Origin of the sequence: Cysteiniphilum sp. QT6929, assembly GCF_030035755.1 — a bacterium.
Taxonomy (GTDB): domain Bacteria; phylum Pseudomonadota; class Gammaproteobacteria; order Francisellales; family Francisellaceae; genus Caedibacter; species Caedibacter litoralis.
Genome location: NZ_CP103983.1, coordinates 880,062 through 898,230, shown reverse-complemented (window position 1 = coordinate 898,230; position 18,169 = coordinate 880,062). Strand labels below are relative to the sequence as shown.

General features: G+C 37.6%; 17 protein-coding genes. All 17 read left to right on the top strand.

Annotated features, from left to right (window positions below; genetic code table 11):
• Window positions 1–393 carry an FdtA/QdtA family cupin domain-containing protein gene (locus tag NYP54_RS03790; protein WP_283157228.1) on the top strand — a complete coding sequence of 131 codons (393 nt, stop codon included), beginning with the start codon at window positions 1–3 and terminating at the stop codon, window positions 391–393.
• Window positions 394–855: an acyltransferase gene (locus tag NYP54_RS03785; RefSeq protein ID WP_283157227.1), complete on the top strand. Its 462-nt coding sequence runs from the start codon at window positions 394–396 to the stop codon at window positions 853–855.
• 170 nt (window positions 856–1,025) lie between these two features.
• Entirely contained in the window at window positions 1,026–2,054 is a 1,029-nt protein-coding gene (locus NYP54_RS03780) for a polysaccharide biosynthesis protein (protein WP_283157226.1), read from the top strand.
• Window positions 2,051–3,178, top strand: a complete 1,128-nt coding sequence (locus tag NYP54_RS03775) for an NAD-dependent epimerase/dehydratase family protein (protein WP_283157225.1) — start codon at window positions 2,051–2,053, stop codon at window positions 3,176–3,178. The genes NYP54_RS03780 and NYP54_RS03775 overlap by 4 nt, the downstream gene beginning before the upstream one ends.
• 1 nt (window position 3,179) lies before the next feature.
• A complete protein-coding gene (wecB, locus tag NYP54_RS03770; protein ID WP_283157224.1) occupies window positions 3,180–4,307 on the top strand; it encodes a UDP-N-acetylglucosamine 2-epimerase (non-hydrolyzing) in 1,128 nt (375 codons plus the stop codon).
• Window positions 4,304–5,509 carry a glycosyltransferase family 4 protein gene (locus tag NYP54_RS03765; protein WP_283157223.1) on the top strand — a complete coding sequence of 402 codons (1,206 nt, stop codon included), beginning with the start codon at window positions 4,304–4,306 and terminating at the stop codon, window positions 5,507–5,509. Before wecB ends, NYP54_RS03765 begins: the two co-directional genes overlap by 4 nt.
• A gap of 355 nt (window positions 5,510–5,864) precedes the next feature.
• The gene (locus NYP54_RS03760) at window positions 5,865–7,418 is read left to right on the top strand and encodes an ATP-binding protein (RefSeq protein WP_283157222.1); all 1,554 of its coding nucleotides are present in this window, start codon (window positions 5,865–5,867) and stop codon (window positions 7,416–7,418) included.
• Between the two features lie 233 nt (window positions 7,419–7,651).
• Window positions 7,652–8,821, top strand: coding sequence for a sugar transferase (locus NYP54_RS03755; protein ID WP_283157221.1), 1,170 nt, complete (start codon window positions 7,652–7,654; stop codon window positions 8,819–8,821).
• Window positions 8,822–8,998: 177 nt separating this feature from the next.
• The gene (locus tag NYP54_RS03750) at window positions 8,999–10,408 is read left to right on the top strand and encodes an IS66 family transposase (RefSeq protein WP_283155771.1); all 1,410 of its coding nucleotides are present in this window, start codon (window positions 8,999–9,001) and stop codon (window positions 10,406–10,408) included.
• Window positions 10,409–10,459: 51 nt separating this feature from the next.
• Window positions 10,460–11,299 carry a hypothetical protein gene (locus NYP54_RS03745; protein ID WP_283157220.1) on the top strand — a complete coding sequence of 280 codons (840 nt, stop codon included), beginning with the start codon at window positions 10,460–10,462 and terminating at the stop codon, window positions 11,297–11,299.
• 166 nt (window positions 11,300–11,465) lie between these two features.
• On the top strand, window positions 11,466–13,397 hold the full coding sequence (gene thrS, locus NYP54_RS03740; protein WP_283157219.1) for a threonine--tRNA ligase: 1,932 nt from the start codon (window positions 11,466–11,468) through the stop codon (window positions 13,395–13,397).
• A gap of 11 nt (window positions 13,398–13,408) precedes the next feature.
• Window positions 13,409–13,930 carry a translation initiation factor IF-3 gene (gene infC, locus NYP54_RS03735; RefSeq protein WP_117003269.1) on the top strand — a complete coding sequence of 174 codons (522 nt, stop codon included), beginning with the start codon at window positions 13,409–13,411 and terminating at the stop codon, window positions 13,928–13,930.
• 58 nt (window positions 13,931–13,988) lie between these two features.
• Window positions 13,989–14,186, top strand: coding sequence for a 50S ribosomal protein L35 (rpmI, locus tag NYP54_RS03730; protein WP_117003270.1), 198 nt, complete (start codon window positions 13,989–13,991; stop codon window positions 14,184–14,186).
• 34 nt (window positions 14,187–14,220) lie between these two features.
• Window positions 14,221–14,580, top strand: a complete 360-nt coding sequence (rplT, locus tag NYP54_RS03725) for a 50S ribosomal protein L20 (protein ID WP_117003271.1) — start codon at window positions 14,221–14,223, stop codon at window positions 14,578–14,580.
• Between the two features lie 241 nt (window positions 14,581–14,821).
• Window positions 14,822–16,138 carry an amino acid permease gene (locus NYP54_RS03720; protein WP_283157218.1) on the top strand — a complete coding sequence of 439 codons (1,317 nt, stop codon included), beginning with the start codon at window positions 14,822–14,824 and terminating at the stop codon, window positions 16,136–16,138.
• Between the two features lie 146 nt (window positions 16,139–16,284).
• Complete coding sequence (gene rlmN, locus NYP54_RS03715) at window positions 16,285–17,409, top strand: 23S rRNA (adenine(2503)-C(2))-methyltransferase RlmN (protein WP_283157217.1); 1,125 nt, start codon at window positions 16,285–16,287, stop codon at window positions 17,407–17,409.
• Complete coding sequence (gene pilW / locus NYP54_RS03710; RefSeq protein WP_283157216.1) at window positions 17,409–18,161, top strand: type IV pilus biogenesis/stability protein PilW; 753 nt, start codon at window positions 17,409–17,411, stop codon at window positions 18,159–18,161. Before rlmN ends, pilW begins: the two co-directional genes overlap by 1 nt.
• Window positions 18,162–18,169: the final 8 nt, after the last annotated feature.

Genomic DNA, 18,169 nt, shown 5'->3' with positions numbered 1-18,169 from the left:
ATGCAGGTAGAATGGGTTGAACTATATAATAAGTCTGACAACCGCGGTAGTTTAATTGTTGCTGAGGCACAGAAGAATATTCCTTTTGAGATTAAACGTGTTTATTGCTTGTATGGTCTGAATAGTGAATCTAGGGGGTTTCATGCACATAAAGATTTACAACAGGTTATGGTGTGTTTGTCAGGCACATGTGAAGTTGTTCTAGATAACGGTATTAGTAAAAAGACAGTGAAACTTAATAACACATCAAAGGCGCTTTTGATCGATAAAATGGTATGGCATGAAATGCATGAATTTAGTGCAGACTGTGTATTGATGGTCTTGGCTTCAGATTGGTATGACGAGAGTGATTATATTAGGGATTATCCTTGCTTTCTTAAGAAGGGTAATTAGATGAATATTCATCCATTATCGGATGTTCAATCTTTGAACATAGGCAAAGATACACGAATATGGCAATTTGTGGTCGTGATGGAGAGGGCTCGGATTGGTGAAAACTGTAACATTTGCTCACATTGCTTGATTGAAAATAAAGTAAACATTGGAAATAATGTAACAATTAAGTCAGGCGTTCAAATATGGGATGGGATTGCATTGGAGGATGATGTTTTTATTGGTCCAAATGTAACTTTTACAAATGATAAAATCCCTAGATCAAAGCGATTCCTGGCTGAATATCCTGAGACAATTATTAAAAAAGGTGCGTCCCTAGGGGCAAATGCGACAATTTTACCAGGAGTGGTAGTTGGTGAGTATGCGATGATTGGTGCAGGTTCTGTTGTGACACAAAATATTCCAGCAAAAGAGGTTTGGGTGGGAAATCCTGCTAAATTTTTAAGGGAAGTAGATGATTGATTTTAAAATGGTTTTTCCACAACGCATAATCTCTTTCGCTTTTAAGAGAGAGTGCTTTGTAGAGATATAAAGTGGATGAGTATGAAATTGACTCTATGTGTCATGGAAAAGTGCAATAAAATAAACATGATCAGTTATAGACTATATAATTTAAACTTGAGGAAATAATAATGTTCAAAAACAAAGTTTTATTAATAACAGGCGGCACAGGCTCCTTTGGAAATGCTGTCTTAAGAAGATTTTTAGAAACGGATATTGCTGAGATTCGCATCTTTTCGCGCGATGAAAAAAAGCAAGATGATATGCGTAAAGCATATAATTCATCAAAGTTAAAATTCTACTTGGGTGATGTCAGAGATATTAACTCGATTCGTGATGCGATGCGTGGAGTGGATTATGTATTTCATGCAGCAGCATTAAAGCAGGTGCCTTCATGTGAATTTTATCCGATTCAGGCAGTCCAGACAAATGTCTTGGGTACTGAAAATGTGTTAAACGTTGCTATCGAGAATAAAGTTAAAAAAGTAATTGTGCTTAGTACAGATAAAGCAGTTTATCCAATTAATGCGATGGGGATGTCCAAAGCATTGATGGAGAAAGTCGCTGTGGCTAAATCACGCAATCTTGATGAAAATGTCACAACAATTTGCTGTACGCGTTATGGTAATGTGATGGCATCTCGTGGCTCTGTTATTCCATTATTTATTGATCAAATACGCAATAATAAACCAATTTCAATTACAGACCCGCAAATGACGCGTTTTATGATGAGCCTTGATCAAGCTGTGGAGTTAGTTTTATTTGCCTTTGATAATGGGCACAATGGTGATATTTTTGTACAAAAAGCACCTGCAGCAACTATAGATTTATTAGCAAAAACGCTGAGGAAACTACTTAACGCGCCAGATCATCAGATTAAGATTATAGGTACACGCCATGGTGAGAAGCTCTATGAGACATTGCTAACTCGTGAAGAAATGGTAAAAGCGATTGATCTGGGTGGATATTACCGCATTCCTGCTGATGGGCGTGATTTGAACTATAGTGAGTATTTTGATGAGGGTGAAACCGTTGTTACTCAATCAGACGAATATCATTCGCATAATACACAGAGATTAACAGAAGCTGAGCTGTGTGATTTATTGCTAGGCTTACGAGAGATTAAAGACGATCTTATTGAATTTGGTACTCTAAAATGAGGAAAACAATTTTAGTAACCGGAGCCAATGGCTTTATTGCCAAAAATTTAATAACTCAAATCACGCACTGTGATGTGTTCGATTACAATGTTGTAGAGGCTAATAGACAAACCTCAGATGAAGCATTAGAGCAACTAGTTGAAAGTGCTGACATCATCATGCATTTAGCCGGTGAAAATCGCCCAAAAAGTGATGAAGGCTTCATTGAGGGTAATTTATCTTACACGCAAAAAATATGTGATTATGCAAAAAAGCACCGACTTGCAATCATATATGTGTCATCGACTCAGGCAGAACTTGACAATAGCTATGGTCAATCAAAGCTAGCAGCAGAAAATACTTTAGAAAATTATAGTAACTCGACCAATGCAAATGTATCCATTGTAAGATTACCAAATGTGTTTGGCAAGTGGTGTAAACCAAACTATAACTCATTTGTTGCAACAATGTGTCATAACTTGTGGCGAGATATCCCTGTCAAAATTGATGACACTTCTAAGATGCTAACGTTAGTGTATATAGATGATGTTGTTCGCACACTAATAGAGCAAATCAATGAAATTCTTGATGGCAAGGTAAAAGAAAATGTAAATTATTTTAATGTTGTTCCTCGATATCAAAAGTCGTTAGGCTCGATTTATGAAGCGTTGCAAGCGATCAAAAATGGTCAAAAAACTTTGCAAATTACAGAAAGAGCTGAAGGACTTGAAAGAGCGCTAGCAGCAACTTTTATGAGCTATTGCCCTAAGGATAAAATAAAGTATGCACTTGCTGAGTATAGTGATGATAGAGGTAGTTTCTATGAAGTATTTAAATTAGCAAAGTATGGGCAAGTATCTATTTCAACAACTAAACCCGGTGTTACAAGAGGCAATCACTTTCATCATTCAAAGCAAGAGAAATTTCTAGTAGTAAAAGGTCAGTGTGAGTTTAAGTTTAGGTCATTGAATACAGGTGAGTCTATTAGCTTTAGTACATCAGATAGGACAAAGGAAGTGGTGGAAGTTCCTTTAGGCTATACACATAACTTTACTAATATAGGCTCAGATGAACTTGTTGTATTGATATGGTGTAATGAAGCGTTTGACCGTAATAACCCAGATACATATGCTTTAGAGGTGTAAAGTGCAAAAATTAAAATTAATGACGATTGTAGGAACTAGACCTGAGATTATTAGACTATCAGAAGTCATCAAAGAGGCGGATCGCTGTTTTGAACAAACTTTAGTGCATACTGGACAAAATTATGACTATGAACTTAACCAAATATTTTTTGATGACTTGGGATTGCGTGCGCCAGATGTTTATCTTAATGCAGTTGGCAAGTCTTTAGGAGAAACAGTTGGCAATATTATTGCATGTTCTTATACCGCCATGCAAAAATACCAACCAGAGGCATTATTGCTATTGGGGGACACAAATAGTTGTCTTGCAGCATATTCCGCAAAGCGCTTAAAAATCCCTATTTTTCATATGGAAGCAGGCAATAGATGCTTTGATCAAAATGTGCCAGAAGAGATTAATCGCAGAATTGTTGATTGTATTAGTGATGTTAACTTAGCTTATACTGAGCATAGTCGCCGTTATTTGTTAAGTGAGGGAGCTAAAAAAGAATATACATTTGTCACTGGCTCCCCTATGACAGAAGTTTTAAAAGCAAATATTCATAAAATAGAACAAAGTGTAATTCTTGATGAACTCAACTTGAAAAAATGGAAATATATAGTTGTATCTGCTCATAGAGAGGAGAATATTGATTCAGAGAAAAATTTTACTTTATTAATGGAGGCGCTTAACGAACTTGCTAGCGCGTATGACTTACCAGTGATTTACTCTCTTCATCCAAGAAGCAAAGCTTTTTTAGAGAAGCGCAAGGTAGCATTGCATCCTAACTTAAAACTGATGAAGCCTTTTGGTTTTAGTGATTATAATGCATTGCAAAAAAATGCTTATTTAGTTGTTTCTGATAGCGGGACATTGAGTGAAGAGTCAGCAATGTTGTCTTTCCCTGGCATTTTAATTCGTACGAGTACTGAGAGACCTGAAGCGGTTGATAAAGGTACGGTAGTCGTCGCAGGAATTGATAAGCAATCAATTTTACAGGCTGCAGAAGTATTAAGGCAAACATTTGATTATGATCATGATCGATATGAGCTGCCCCATGACTATAAAGACGATAATGTATCACAAAAAATAACTCGTATTATCCAAGGTTACACTCCTATTATTAATCAGTTTGTATGGCGAAAATGAAGATACTAATTATAACCGATGACTATTTACCGAAGAGTAAAAAAGTCTCAGCTAAGATGCTACATGAGTTAGCGTGTGAATTTCATAAGTTGGGACATCAGGTGTGTTGTGTTACGCCAAATAACTATAGTGATTCTGCTCATGAAGTGATTAATGAAATAGAAGTATTTCGCTTTAAAACGGGAGCGGTTAAAAATACAGGAAAATTGAAGCGTCTAATTAATGAGCTGCGATTCTCAAATAAAGTTTGGAAGCTCGTTAATAAGAATAATTTGAAGCCTGATGCCATCGTGTATTATTCACCCTCCATTTTCTTTGGTAAAGCAGTGATAAAGCTTAAAAAGCACTTTTCCATTCCAAGCTATTTGGTGTTAAGGGACTTTTTTCCACAGTGGATCATAGATCACGGCATAATTAAGCAACAATCTCTTATAGCGAAATTTTTGCGATATTATGAATGCATTAATTATCAAGCCGCTAGTCATATTGGCGTGATGTCACCGGCAAATTTAAGTTGGTTTAACAGTTACACTGATAAGCGTTATATAGAGAATTGTGGTGTGCTATATAACTGGGTTGATACAGACTCTTTAGATAGTATTGCACCGAATGTTGAGTTTAGAGAAAAATATGCTCTTGAGGATAAAGTGATCTTTATTTACGGTGGGAATATTGGCTTTGCGCAAAATATGCAAAATGTGGTTAATTTAGCTCACCAAATGCAATCATACGGTCAAGCACAGTTTGTTTTGATTGGACAAGGTGATGAATATCAACTGGTTGCAAATGCAATTAAAAAGTTTGAGTTAAACAATATATTATTGCTTCCAGGCGTTTCTCAGAAAGAGTACTTTTCAATCCAAAAAATTGCTGATGTGGGTTTGTTCTCTTTGCATAAAGATCATAAAGCTCATAATTTTCCCGGTAAAATATTGGGATACATTAGCCAACCTCTACCGGTTCTGGGGTCAGTAAATTCAGGAAATGATTTGATGGAGCTCATTAACAAAAGAAATGCTGGTCTTGTTTCTCTTACAGGTTACGATAGTGTGTTATACGCTAATGCTGTTAAACTATTGGATAAGCGATGTCGTCAAGAATATGCCATGAACGCAAAAAGGCTAGCAAAATCAGTTTTCTCGGTTGAGTCTGCCGCAGAGAAAATTCTAGATGTTTTTGTTGGAAAGAGATCTGAAAATTAACGACGTGCTTGCAGCTATTACTGAACTTAGATGATTATTTCTACGATCATCTTTAGGCTTTTTAATAGATTATAGTAGTTAGCAATCGAATATTAACTTCTGTTTTATTATGATAACCGAAGTTATCGCAACCTAGGTTATTATAATTGTGAAGTTTTATAATCGACAAGATGGACTAGCTAGTCCTTTTGGCAAAAGCAGATAAGTTAAACACAATGAGGAAGAATTAAATCGAGACAAATTGATATTAAAGTTACACAAGCTGGTGACCTATTATGATGGATATGATGTTGAATATAAACTATTATCACTTGGCGATATTAATGAACTGCTTAAGTAGGTAAAAGGCGAAAATATGAAAAAACTCCCGATTGGTATCTCAAGTTTTGAGAAAATAATCACTGAAGGCTATGTTTATATCGATAAAACCAAACATATTGATACGCTGGTGAACAAAGGCGCGGGGCGTTACTTTCTATCGCGTCCTAGGCGCTTTGGTAAGTCATTATTAATTGATACGATTAAGCAAGCTTTTCAAGGCAGCAGAGAATTATTTAAAGGGTTGCATCTTGAGAAAAATTGGGATTGGGAAGTCACTTGTCCAGTATTACATTTTAGTTTTGGAGAAGGAAATATATCAAACCCTCAACTTTTGGATGAGAAGATTAGTAAGTTTTTAGATACGTACTATGAGCGTTATCAGATTAAAAAATTGTATAGTGAAGTTAGTAGCAAATTTTCTTATCTCATTAATACACTTGGCACTAGGTATCAGCAGGTGGTTATTCTAATCGATGAATACGATAAACCGATCTTAGATAATATTGATAATAGCGACCTGGCCATAGCAATGCGTCAGCGTTTGAAAAATTTTTATAGTGTCATTAAAGCGCAAGATGAATATATTAAGTTTGTGATGCTAACTGGCGTTTCAAAGTTTAGCAAAGTCAGCTTGTTTAGTGACTTAAATAACCTAAAAGATATTACTTTAGATGCTAAATATGCTGATATTTGTGGTTATACGCAATTAGAGCTTGAAGTATCTTTTAAAGCGCATTTAGATCAGGGTAATGTTGACAGAAAGCTGTTAAGAAGTTGGTATAATGGTTATAACTTTGCAGGAAGTGACAAGCAAAAAGTTTATAATCCCTTTGATATTTTACTGTTTATTGATGAAGGCTACCATTACCAAAACTACTGGTTTGAAACGGCAACACCAACATTTTTAGTGAAAATGGTGCAAAAGAATCGCTATTTTATCCCTGATTTTGAAAGTGTTGTGGTTAACGAGCATTTGTTGAAAACCTTCGATGTCGATAATATGCCGATAGAAACACTTTTATTTCAGACGGGGTACTTAACGATTAAAGAAATGTTTCTCCGTGGGCATGTCATTGCTTATCGGTTAGGGTATCCAAATTATGAGGTGAAATATAGTCTTAATAACAGCCTGGCGACAATAGCGACAAATGACAGTAAGAAAAATCAAGTGATAGATCATATGATTAGCGCTTTTGAAAGAAATGATTTTGAGCGTTTAGGTGAAATTATATGTAGTCATTTTGCAAGCATTCCTCATGATTGGTATCGTAATAACGATATTGAGCGGTACGAAGGATTTTATGCCAGTATTGTCTATAGCTTTTTGGCAGCACTTGGCTATGATTTAATTGCTGAAGATGTAACAAGTCACGGGAGAATTGATTTAACACTTGTGATGCCAGATAAGGTAATGATTATTGAGTTTAAACTACAAAAATATGGTAATGCCAAAGAGGCTGTTGCCCAGATTAAATCACGTCAATATGCACAAAAGTATGCATCTTTTAATAAACCAATTTATTTAATTGGGATGAGTTTTGATGACAAACAGCGCAATATATCTGATTTGTGGGTTGAAAGAGTGTGAATGTTAAAGAAGGTTTGTGATTAAATGAAAGCAACAACTATTTTTGGTTTAACAGCTAGTTAGACAGTTGCTCAAGTATAAGGAGTATCAGTTAACTTTTTAAAAAGTAAAGTAATATAACTAAACCGTGGGCAAGGTCAGTGCTTTTAGTATATACTTCAGCGCCATAGGAATTTATTTAATCGATCTATATGAATAAATCATCGCTAATTGCTTTTATATTAGAAACTCTTATGTTTTTATTATTTATATGGGCTTATGAGTATATCTGGAGCTTAAGTCAGGAGAGTTTTGTATTTATGCTTGTGATTTTCTGCTTTAGTTGGTTATATCGCTATCAACGTTCTAGCATGCTGTTGGAGTACTACACGCATATTATTATTGTTACAATCTTTTTCTTTATTATTATTTCTTTGGTTACGGTGGTTTTACGTAAAGCATCACATGTTTTTTTAGTGGGCAGTTGTGCCATTGTTAGTTGGTTCTTGGTGGTTACACTTGCCCGCTTTGTTATTATAAGGGCATTTGGACATCCTTATCGTATTTTAGTGCATTCACACTTACTATCGAGGCTTGCATTAAGTCATAAGGTTAAATTAATCGCAAAAGATAAGGTTATTCCAAAAGACTTGAAGCGCATTGATGCAATTGTCGTAGATAGGCACTTTCATTATGAAAATGACTGGAATCAGCTTATATTCCATGCAAGTCAACATGATATTCCTGTGCTAACTTTAAGTGCCTATGAAGAACTAATTGAGCAGCGCCTGTCATTAACACAGTTGAATGAAAATTGGATGTACGCAGGATTTAATGTTCCACTATGGTATCGATTTTTTAAAAATGTATGTGAGTTTTTGTTAGCTTTATTATTGCTACCATTATTACTGATTGTTTTTGCTGTGGTTTCGTTGGTCATTATTGTCACCATGGGGCGTCCTGTATTTTATATACAGTCAAGAATGGGCTTTAATAATAAACCGTTTAAAGTATATAAATTCAGATCGATGGTTAAAAATGCTGACAAATCAGGTGAAACGGTAGCAGGAGATATGCGTGTCACCAAGTTTGGGGCATTTATGCGTAAATTTAGAATTGATGAGTTACCACAGTTTCTAAATATTCTTAAAGGTGATATGAGTTTAATTGGTCCACGCCCTGAATGGGTGGAAACCGCGCGACAATTTGAAAAGGATATCCCTTTATATCGACTTCGCCATATTGTTAAACCTGGTATCACAGGTTGGGCACAGGTAACACAAGGGCATACAATTGGTGCAGATGGCAACTATGAGAAGCTGCAATATGATTTATATTATGTAAAGCATTATTCACTCATTATGGATCTGAAAATTGTTATGAAAACGATTTATACCATTTTGACTGGCTTCGGTGCAAAATAATCAAAACCTTTCATTGCATAGTTGTCTTCAATTCATTATATTTTTGCCAGCGTTTTTAGAATTTAGTTAGAAAAAATGTAACTACCCAGCAGGTTAGATTTTGATAAACAGTAATTTTTGGCAATTTTTCCAGATTTGATGTTTTCATTTGCAAATAAATATGGCGTAATTTGATCGATGGATATGAAACTAGAAAAAATGATTCAAGAGCTATTGGCTAGAATCGACACGCTTGAGCGTGAAAATGCTCGATTAAAAGAGGAGATTGAGCAACTTAAGAAGCGGCTTTCCAAGAATAGTCGTAACAGCTCAAAACCGCCTTCAAGCGATGGTTTGTCACGTCCTAACAAAAATAACAGTGTCAGCGAAAAAGGTAAACTTAAATCCAAGGCTACCAAGAAGAAATCAGGTGGTCAAAAAGATCATAATGGTAGCAATCTTTGGCAAGCTAAACCAGATGAAGTCGTGACTAAATCTGTAACGAGTTGCGATCATTGCCAGAGCGATTTAAGTGACACAAAAGCACAAGGCTATGTAAGACGCCAGTTACATGATCTACCTGAAATGCCAAAGCTTAAGGTGATTGAATATTGTCATGAGAAAAAGTGTTGTCCGAACTGTCAGAAATATACGACGGCAAGTTTTCCAGAAGGTATTAATGCGCCAGTGCAGTATGGTAATAAGCTAAAAAGCTATACAACGTATTTGCAAAATCAACACTTTATTCCTGAGCAACGCATTCAGCAGTTGTTAGAAGATTTATTTGGTGTTAGTGTGGCAAAAGCCAGTATTGCAGAGTTTAGTCAAACATGTGCTGATCAATTGATTGAATTCGAGCAAATGGTTCTTGATCAGCTTAAAAATGCTCCAGTTAAACATTTAGATGAAACTGGTTATCGCATATGCTCAAAAACCCAATGGTTACATGTTTGCTCAAATGCTAACTATACTTATTATCACGTGAGTCCTAAGCGTAAATCTCTACTGACTGGTCTAACAGGTATCGTGGTTCATGATCATTGGAAATCCTATTTTACCCTTGAAGGTATAAGTCATGCATTATGCAATGCTCATCACTTGCGTGAGTTAAGATCTTTAGCTGAAGATGGCGAAATTTGGGCAAAACGTATGATGAGATTACTGAGGAAAAGCTGTCATTTGGTGAATATATCTGATCAATCAGTACTATTGCCTAATAAGCAAGTTTTAATCAGCAAAATTTATGATCGGATTGTAGCGGATGGTCTTAAATACCATGAAATTTTGATGCCTTTAGGAAGCACTGGTAAACGAGGTAGAAAAAAGCGACGAACGGGGCACAACTTATTATTACGATTGCGTGATTACAAGAATGACGTGCTTAGATTTATCTATGATTCAGAAGTGCCTTTTACTAATAACCAGGCTGAGAATGACTTGCGTATGATGAAGGTAAAACAAAAGGTATCAGGCTGCTTTCGTAGTGAAACTGGCGCTCAAAAGTTTGTGCGTATTCGCACATTATTATCAACTGCACGCAAACAGGGTTGGAAGATTATTGATACCATTGCGGATGTCTTTAATGGCAAAGTTCCACAGTTCAATTAACAAGCTGCTGGGTAGTTACGAAAAAATAAAATAAGGGAAATAAGGAAACATATGTCACAACAAGATAATGATATTATTAGTATGAGTGATTTATTGGTGACACTAATTAAGCATATTAAATTATGGCTTGTGCTTGTGGTGTTAGGCGTTATTTTAAGTATTATTTATGGCGTGAAGCATCAAGATAATTATGAGTTTAGTGCCAATCTTCTGGGCCCTAGTTATATTAGTGAAGGAACGGCTCATTGGGTTATGGATAAGAGCGAACTTTCTAATTTAATCGGGGTTTATTATAAGCAATATCAAGACGCTAATGATAATGACTTTTTTATTAATAAAATACAGTTTGATGCGGATAAATTGCAGCTAAACATTAAAGCGAAAAAAGATCAGAATGAGCAAGTGATTACATCATTAAATGAATTTATTGATTATGCTCAAACACAGGAACAATACAAGACGACCATTAGTAACTGGCAAGAAAATGTTGAGTTTGGTTTAAAACAATTGCAACAGCAAAATAAGGTTTATGCTGATACCGTTAAGCAGTTTCAGCATAATATTGAGACGTTAAGCCAGACAAAAGATTTGGCGACCATAAATGGTCAGGCGCTATTAAATAATCTATCAAATACAATTTTGTCTTATCAAAACCAAATGTTTAATAATGATATAAAAATACAACACTATAAATCACAGCTACAAACACTTAATAAAAAGATTCTATTATTAGGTGGAGTTATTAAATCTTATAAGCCTGTTGGTCTAACTTCACCAGTAATTGTGATATTGGGCATTATTTTGTCGCTGGTTTTAGCAACAATTATTGTGTTTATAATTGAGTTTATTAAAAATCTGCGTCAAGAAGTTAAACAAAAATTAGCAAAATAAGAAGTGTCAGACTCATTGAGCTGCAAAATGTAGCTATAACCACTGAAACAAAATCACAATGCTTGACAGCAGCTATTGTAATCCTCGAAAATACTCTACCTATAGACTTGTTGCTTTGCTTAAAGTTAAAGCAAGCCGAATGAAAACAATAAATCTGGAGTGAATAATGCCTGTAATTACTTTGCCGGACGGGTCGCAGCGTGCGTTTGAGAAACCTATTTCTGTGTATAACATTGCCTTGGATATTGGGCAGGGCTTAGCAAAAGCTACCTTGGCTGGTATTGTTAATGGCAAAGAAGTAGATACGAGTTTTATCGTGGAGCATGATGCAGCCTTGACCTTAATTACGGCAAAAGACGATAAGGGTTTAGAGATTTTACGCCACTCTTGTGCACACTTATTAGCGCAAGCGGTCAAACAGCTTTATCCTAATGCGCAGGTAACAATCGGTCCTGTGATTGAAGATGGCTTTTATTATGACTTTGCTTATGAGCGTGCATTTACACCTGAAGATTTAGAAAAGATTGAAAAGCGGATGTACGAATTAGCGGGACAGGCGGAAGATGTGACACGTGTTGTTAAATCACGTGAGGATGCGATCACTTACTTTGAAGCTATTGGCGAGAAATACAAAGCTGAAATTATTGCTGATTTGCCGCAAGGAGAAGTATTGAGTTTATATTCACAGGGTGACTTTACCGATTTGTGCCGTGGACCACATGTGCCAAATACATCGCACCTAAAGGCTTTTAAACTAATGCGTGTGGCTGGCGCTTATTGGCGTGGCGATTCAAAGAATGAGATGTTAACGCGCATTTATGGCACTTGCTGGGCAGATAAGAAACAATTAAAAGCGTATTTAACACGCCTTGAAGAAGCTGAGAAACGCGATCACCGTAAGATTGGCAAGGCGCTTGATTTATATCATTTTCAAGAAGAATCCCCTGGTATTGCTTTTTGGCATCCAAAGGGCACAGCTATTTGGCGTGTTGTTGAAGATTATATGCGTTCATCGAACGAAAAATATGGCTGTACTGAGATCAGAACGCCATTGATTGCTGATATCTCGATGTGGCAGAAGTCAGGACATGCCGCAAAATATGCTGAGAATATGTTTATGACGCATTCGGAAAATCGTGAATATGCGATTCGCCCAATGAATTGCCCAACTTGCGTTCAGGTTTATAATCATCATTTGCATAGCTATCGTGACTTACCGATTCGCATGGCAGAGTTTGGTGTTGTCCACAGAAATGAGGCATCGGGTGCTTTGCACGGGTTGTTGCGTGTCAGAAGTTTCACACAAGATGATGGGCATATTTTCTGCACAGAGGCGCAAATTGAAGCTGAAGTGGCACAAATGGTTGAGCAATGTTTTGAGGTTTATCGCGATTTTGGCTTTACTGATTTTGATGTCAAACTCGCACTTCGCCCTGAGAATCGTGTCGGTTCCGATGAGATCTGGGATAAATCAGAAAAAGCCTTAGCCGATGCACTTAGTAATCAAAAAGTGGCTTTTGATTATTTGCCTGGAGAGGGTGCATTTTATGGTCCTAAAATTGAATTTCATTTAAAAGATGCGATAGGTCGCAGTTGGCAGTGTGGTACGGTTCAGCTGGATTTATCGATGCCGATGCGCTTGGGTGCGACATTTATTGATGAAAATAGTGATAAGCAAGTGCCAGTGATGTTGCATCGCGCGATTGTTGGCTCATTGGAGCGTTTTATTGGTGTCTTGATCGAGCATTATGCAGGTAAGTTGCCAGTGTGGTTGTCACCAGTGCAGATCGTGCTCACTGGAATTAGCAACAAACAAGACCAATATCTCAAAGAAGTTGAGCAAAAATTAAGAAAACTTGGTATTCGTACACAAATTGACTTGAGAAATGAAAAAATAGGGTTTAAAATCCGCGAGCACACTTTAGCACGAGTGCCGTTTATGGCGATTGCTGGAGAAAAAGAGCAGTCTTTGGGTCAGGTCACCGTCAGAAAACAAGATGGTAGCGATCTGGGTGCATTAACGATTGATGCACTTGCTGAGCTTTTGTTGTCAGAAATTGAGAAAAAAGGTCGAGTAAGCCTAGAAAACCTAAATTAGGAGTTTGAGTTATTAACAAAGCAGACCAGAAAGCGCCGATTAATGAAAATATTAAGGCGAAAGAAGTTCGTTTAATCGGACCGGAAGGAGAGCAAATTGGCGTTGTGTCGTTAAGACAAGCGTTAACACAGGCAGAAGAACATGGTATGGATTTGGTGGAAATCTCCTCACAGGCAGAGCCGCCAGTGTGCCGTATCATGGATTATGGCAAATTCTTGTTTGAACAAGGCAAGAAAAAAGCCGCTGCAAAAAAGAAGCAAAAGCAGATGCAGGTCAAGGAAATTAAAATCCGTCCTGGAACTGATGTTGGGGACTATCAGGTAAAACTACGCAACCTGATAAAGTTTCTAGAAAGTGGCGATAAAGTCAAGATCACAGTTCGTTTTAGAGGTCGTGAGATGGCGCATCAAGAGTTGGGTGTTGATATGCTTAAACGCTTGGAAGCTGACTTAGACGAATACGGCGTGGTTGAGCACCGACCGAAAATGGAAGGTCGCCAAATGGTTATGGTCTTAGGACCTAAGAAAAAATAATCGCATGTCAGGTGTGAGCTTGAACATGTCATAAAAATGGTAAAATGCGGAGTATATTATGCCAAAAATAAAAACAAACCGAGGTGCTGCTAAGCGCTTTAAAAGAACTGGTAAGGGTGGTTTTAAGCATCGTTCAGCGAACCGCGCTCACATTAACACGAAGATGACAACTAAGCGTAAGCGTCATTTACGTGGTATGTCTCAAGTTGCTAAAGCAGACGTACCAAGTTTGAATCAACAAATGCCGTATGCATAAGTGTTAGTAACAATTTTTTAAAGTGGAGTAGATTATGCCTAGAGTAAAAAGAGGCGTGGAAGCACGTCGTCGTCATAAGAAGATTTTAAAACAAGCCAAAGGCTATTATGGTGCGCGCTCGCGTGTATACCGCGTTGCCAAACAAGCAGTTATCAAAGCGGGTCAGTATGCGTATCGTGACCGTAAGCAGAGAAAAAGACAATTCAGAGCGCTTTGGATTGTGCGTATCAATGCCGCAGCTCGTCAGCACGATTTAAGCTATAGCCTATTTATCAATGGCTTGAAAAAAGCGAACATTGAGCTTGATCGTAAAGTATTGGCTGAATTAGCAGTATTCAACAAAGATGCATTTGCGCAATTAGTTGAAAAAGCAAAATCAGCATTAGCAGCTTAATAGTAAGCGCGAGTTGAATTAAAGGGTGTACTGGAAGCAGTGCACCCTTTTTTTATGCTTAATATTTAAAAATCTAAAATCGTATGATTTTGTGTTTGTTCATTTGGCGTTAATCTTGTCATGGTAACTGCTGTTAACATAAACTTACTTTGATAGTTAATCATTGATGTGGTATTTATTTTAACTGCTAATGAATGAAGAATATAGAAATTTGGGAGTAATGCTTAAAATGCAGGACAATGTGAAAGTTATAAAAAATCAACATATGAGCTTTTGGATGTTGGTGGCGCTAGTTTCTGGCAATATGGTTGGCTCGGGGATATTTTTATTGCCATCAGGTTTGGCAAAGTTTGGTTCAATTAGTATTTTGGCGTGGATTTTCACGGCCATTGGTTCGGTGTTATTAGCACTTGTTTTTTGCAGCTTCAGTCGCTTGGTGCCCAAGGTTGATGGTGGACCTTATGCTTATGTGCGCGTGGGAATGGGTAACTTTTTAGGTTTCCAAAGTGGTTTTGGCTATTGGGTATCATTATGGGTAGGTAATTGTGCTATTGCTCTGGCAATGGTCGGCTATTTGAGTTTCTTTTTCCCGATTTTATCAGATAAGTTGATGAGCGCGATCACTGCGATTGGTATCATTTGGGTGTTAACAGCATTTAACATGTTTGGTGCGCGCACGGTTGGATGGCTGCAACTACTATCAATGATTGGTAAAACGATTCCGTTGCTTTTTATCATCTTTGCAGGGATCTGGTATATCCATCCGGAGTATTATTTAGAGTTTAATCGAACCGATAGCTCAAGTTTAAGTGCATTAAGCGCTGCTGCTTCATTAACCCTTTGGGCATTTATTGGTTTAGAGTCTGCGGCAGTGACGGCAAGTAAAGTCAAAAACCCACAAAAAACCATTCCGCTGGCGACATTAACCGGTACATTGATTGCAGCTTTTATTTATATCGCGAGTTCAACAGTGATTATGGGCATGGTGCCCGCAGCAGAGCTTGCAAACTCGAATGCGCCATTTGCTTTAGCTGCAACAGAGATTATTGGTCAAGCCGGTGGTGTCTTTATTGCTATCGCTGCAGTGATTGCGTGCTTAGGAACACTTAATGGTTGGATTATGGTAACTGCAGTGGTCTCTAAATCAATTGCTCAAACTAATCTCTTTCCTAAAATATTTGCCAAAGAAAATCGCTATGGTGCACCAAGTTTTAGTTTAATCTTATCAGGCGTGCTAATGACGATATTATTGTTATTAACCATGTCAAAAGCTTTGGTTGAGCAGTTTGAGTTGATCATTCTTATGGCAGTTTTAACCGCATTAGTACCTTACTTTTACACGACGATATCGAATATTTTAGTGATTAAACAGCAAGATAAAAATAGTCCATTCTGGCAAATGTCGATTATTGTTGCGGTACTCGCGTGCGCTTATTCATTCTGGACAATATTAGGTTCAGGGCAGGAAGTTGTCTACTATGGCATGATTCTGTTCTTTCTGGGCACACCAATTTATGCGATTTCGGAGTGGATTAACCTACAAAGAAAAGGTCAGTAGATCTCACAAACTTATTGAACGCAAAATAATCATCTGTATAATGCCCTATGCAATCATATCATTGATTAATTGACGTTACGTATTTTAGAAAAAGTGTGTAACTTTGGTGATTCAATCAATAGAATAAAACGATATAGAGTATATAGATGCAAGACACGGCAATTGAGAAAGTAGTAACAAAAACAAACCTAATGAATTTCTGTCAAAAAGACTTGCAAGCGTATTTTGCAAGTATTGACGAGAAACCATTTCGAGCCAAACAAGTGTTTAAGTGGATTCATCAAAAAGGTATCACATCTTTTGATGACATGAGTGATTTAAGTAAAGCCTTGCGTCAGAAGCTGATGGATGTGGCTGAAGTGGTCGCGCCTAAAGTGGTATTAGATAAGCCATCAAATGATGGCACGCATAAGTGGCTTATCGATGTGGGCGGTAATCTGGTTGAAACCGTTTATATTCCAGAAGGTGCGCGTGGTACGTTATGTGTGTCTTCACAAGTGGGCTGCACGTTGAACTGTAGTTTCTGCTCAACGGGCAAGCAAGGTTTCAATCGCAATTTAACCGTTGCTGAAATCATTGGTCAAGTGTGGACAGCAGTGCGCGCATTATCAAAGCAACAAGGCGAGCACGATCGACACGTGACCAATGTGGTGATGATGGGCATGGGCGAGCCATTGATGAACTTTGATGCCGTCGTCAGTGCAATGGATATTATGATGGATGATCTGGCATATGGCTTGTCAAAGCGTCGTGTGACACTAAGTACATCGGGTGTTGTGCCGCGTATTTATGATCTACTTGAACAATCAGATGTTTCATTAGCCGTGTCATTGCATGCACCTAATGATGCGCTTCGCGATGAGCTGGTGCCGATTAATAAGAAATATAATATTGATGAGCTAATGGCAGCATGTAAGCTTTACGCGCAACGTGGACCGCATAAAGAAATCACCTTTGAGTACACGCTAATGGAACATGTTAACGACGAGCTTGAGCATGCAAAAGAGCTAGTAACACTATTGAAGTCAAAACAGGTTCCGGCTAAGATCAACCTTATACCATTTAACCCATACCCTGGTACGTCATATAAGAAGCCTAGCAATAACCGAACACATCGCTTTCAGCAGTATTTGATGGAAGCAGGTTTCGTGGCAACGATTAGAAAAACCAGAGGTGATGATATTGACGCAGCATGCGGTCAACTTGCAGGTAAAGTGCAGGATAAAACCAAGCGTCAGGCGCGATATCAACGTAGCTTAAGTGAGGCATAATGCTAAAAATAAGGAATCCATTGGTCAAGGCGGGACTTTTTATATCGATTGTAATGGTTGCAGGCTGTGCTAGCAATTCCAAGCAATTACCAGATATCCCCGAGGCACCCACTGTTGATTACGCTAAAGCAGCAAAGATTAATGCTGAATTAGCCGTTGTTTACGCGCAGCGTGAGATGCTTGATCGTGCCAAAGAGAAGCTCTTAAAAGCCAAGTCACAAGATGCGAATGTGCCGACAATCTACTATGCCGAAGGCTTGTATTATCAAAATCTAGGGATGCCAGATCTTGCTGAGCGTTCTTATGAAAAAGCCTTACGCATGGCACCAGGTGATTTCCAAGCCTATAATTTTTATGCGCAATTTTTATGTATGGATAAGCATCAATATCAACAAGCCAATAATTTATTTCAGCGCTCGATTGTGCTGCCCAAAAATATTAATTTAGCTGAGACTTTTACCCTTTATGGGCGTTGCCTATTGGCGCAGGGTAATAGTAAACAAGCTAAGCGTTATTTTGAGAAAGCAATAGATCAGGGGGCTGGAAGCACTTTGTCTTACTGGGAGCTTGCGCAACTTGAGTATCATGAAAGAGACTATAAAGATGCGCTTAGTATGGTCAATCGTTATATTGAGCTAGCGGGTAAAACACAAGAGAATATCAAGCTTAAGATGGATATATTACAAGCCTTAGGTAATTACAATGAAGCGGCAACCTTGCGCTTGCAGCTGAGCTCGAAATTGTACGAGTAAGGTACCTA

Bases quoted from the DNA above. Each gene is read 5' to 3' on its own strand.
- NYP54_RS03790 (WP_283157228.1), top strand. From the start codon at position 1: ATGCAGGTAGAATGGGTTGAACTATATAATAAGTCTGACAACCGCGGT.
- NYP54_RS03785 (WP_283157227.1), top strand. From the start codon at position 394: ATGAATATTCATCCATTATCGGATGTTCAATCTTTGAACATAGGCAAA.
- NYP54_RS03780 (WP_283157226.1), top strand. From the start codon at position 1,026: ATGTTCAAAAACAAAGTTTTATTAATAACAGGCGGCACAGGCTCCTTT.
- NYP54_RS03775 (WP_283157225.1), top strand. From the start codon at position 2,051: ATGAGGAAAACAATTTTAGTAACCGGAGCCAATGGCTTTATTGCCAAA.
- NYP54_RS03765 (WP_283157223.1), top strand. From the start codon at position 4,304: ATGAAGATACTAATTATAACCGATGACTATTTACCGAAGAGTAAAAAA.
- NYP54_RS03760 (WP_283157222.1), top strand. From the start codon at position 5,865: ATGAAAAAACTCCCGATTGGTATCTCAAGTTTTGAGAAAATAATCACT.
- NYP54_RS03755 (WP_283157221.1), top strand. From the start codon at position 7,652: ATGTTTTTATTATTTATATGGGCTTATGAGTATATCTGGAGCTTAAGT.
- NYP54_RS03750 (WP_283155771.1), top strand. From the start codon at position 8,999: ATGGATATGAAACTAGAAAAAATGATTCAAGAGCTATTGGCTAGAATC.
- NYP54_RS03745 (WP_283157220.1), top strand. From the start codon at position 10,460: ATGTCACAACAAGATAATGATATTATTAGTATGAGTGATTTATTGGTG.
- thrS (WP_283157219.1), top strand. From the start codon at position 11,466: ATGCCTGTAATTACTTTGCCGGACGGGTCGCAGCGTGCGTTTGAGAAA.
- rpmI (WP_117003270.1), top strand. From the start codon at position 13,989: ATGCCAAAAATAAAAACAAACCGAGGTGCTGCTAAGCGCTTTAAAAGA.
- rplT (WP_117003271.1), top strand. From the start codon at position 14,221: ATGCCTAGAGTAAAAAGAGGCGTGGAAGCACGTCGTCGTCATAAGAAG.
- rlmN (WP_283157217.1), top strand. From the start codon at position 16,285: ATGCAAGACACGGCAATTGAGAAAGTAGTAACAAAAACAAACCTAATG.
- pilW (WP_283157216.1), top strand. From the start codon at position 17,409: ATGCTAAAAATAAGGAATCCATTGGTCAAGGCGGGACTTTTTATATCG.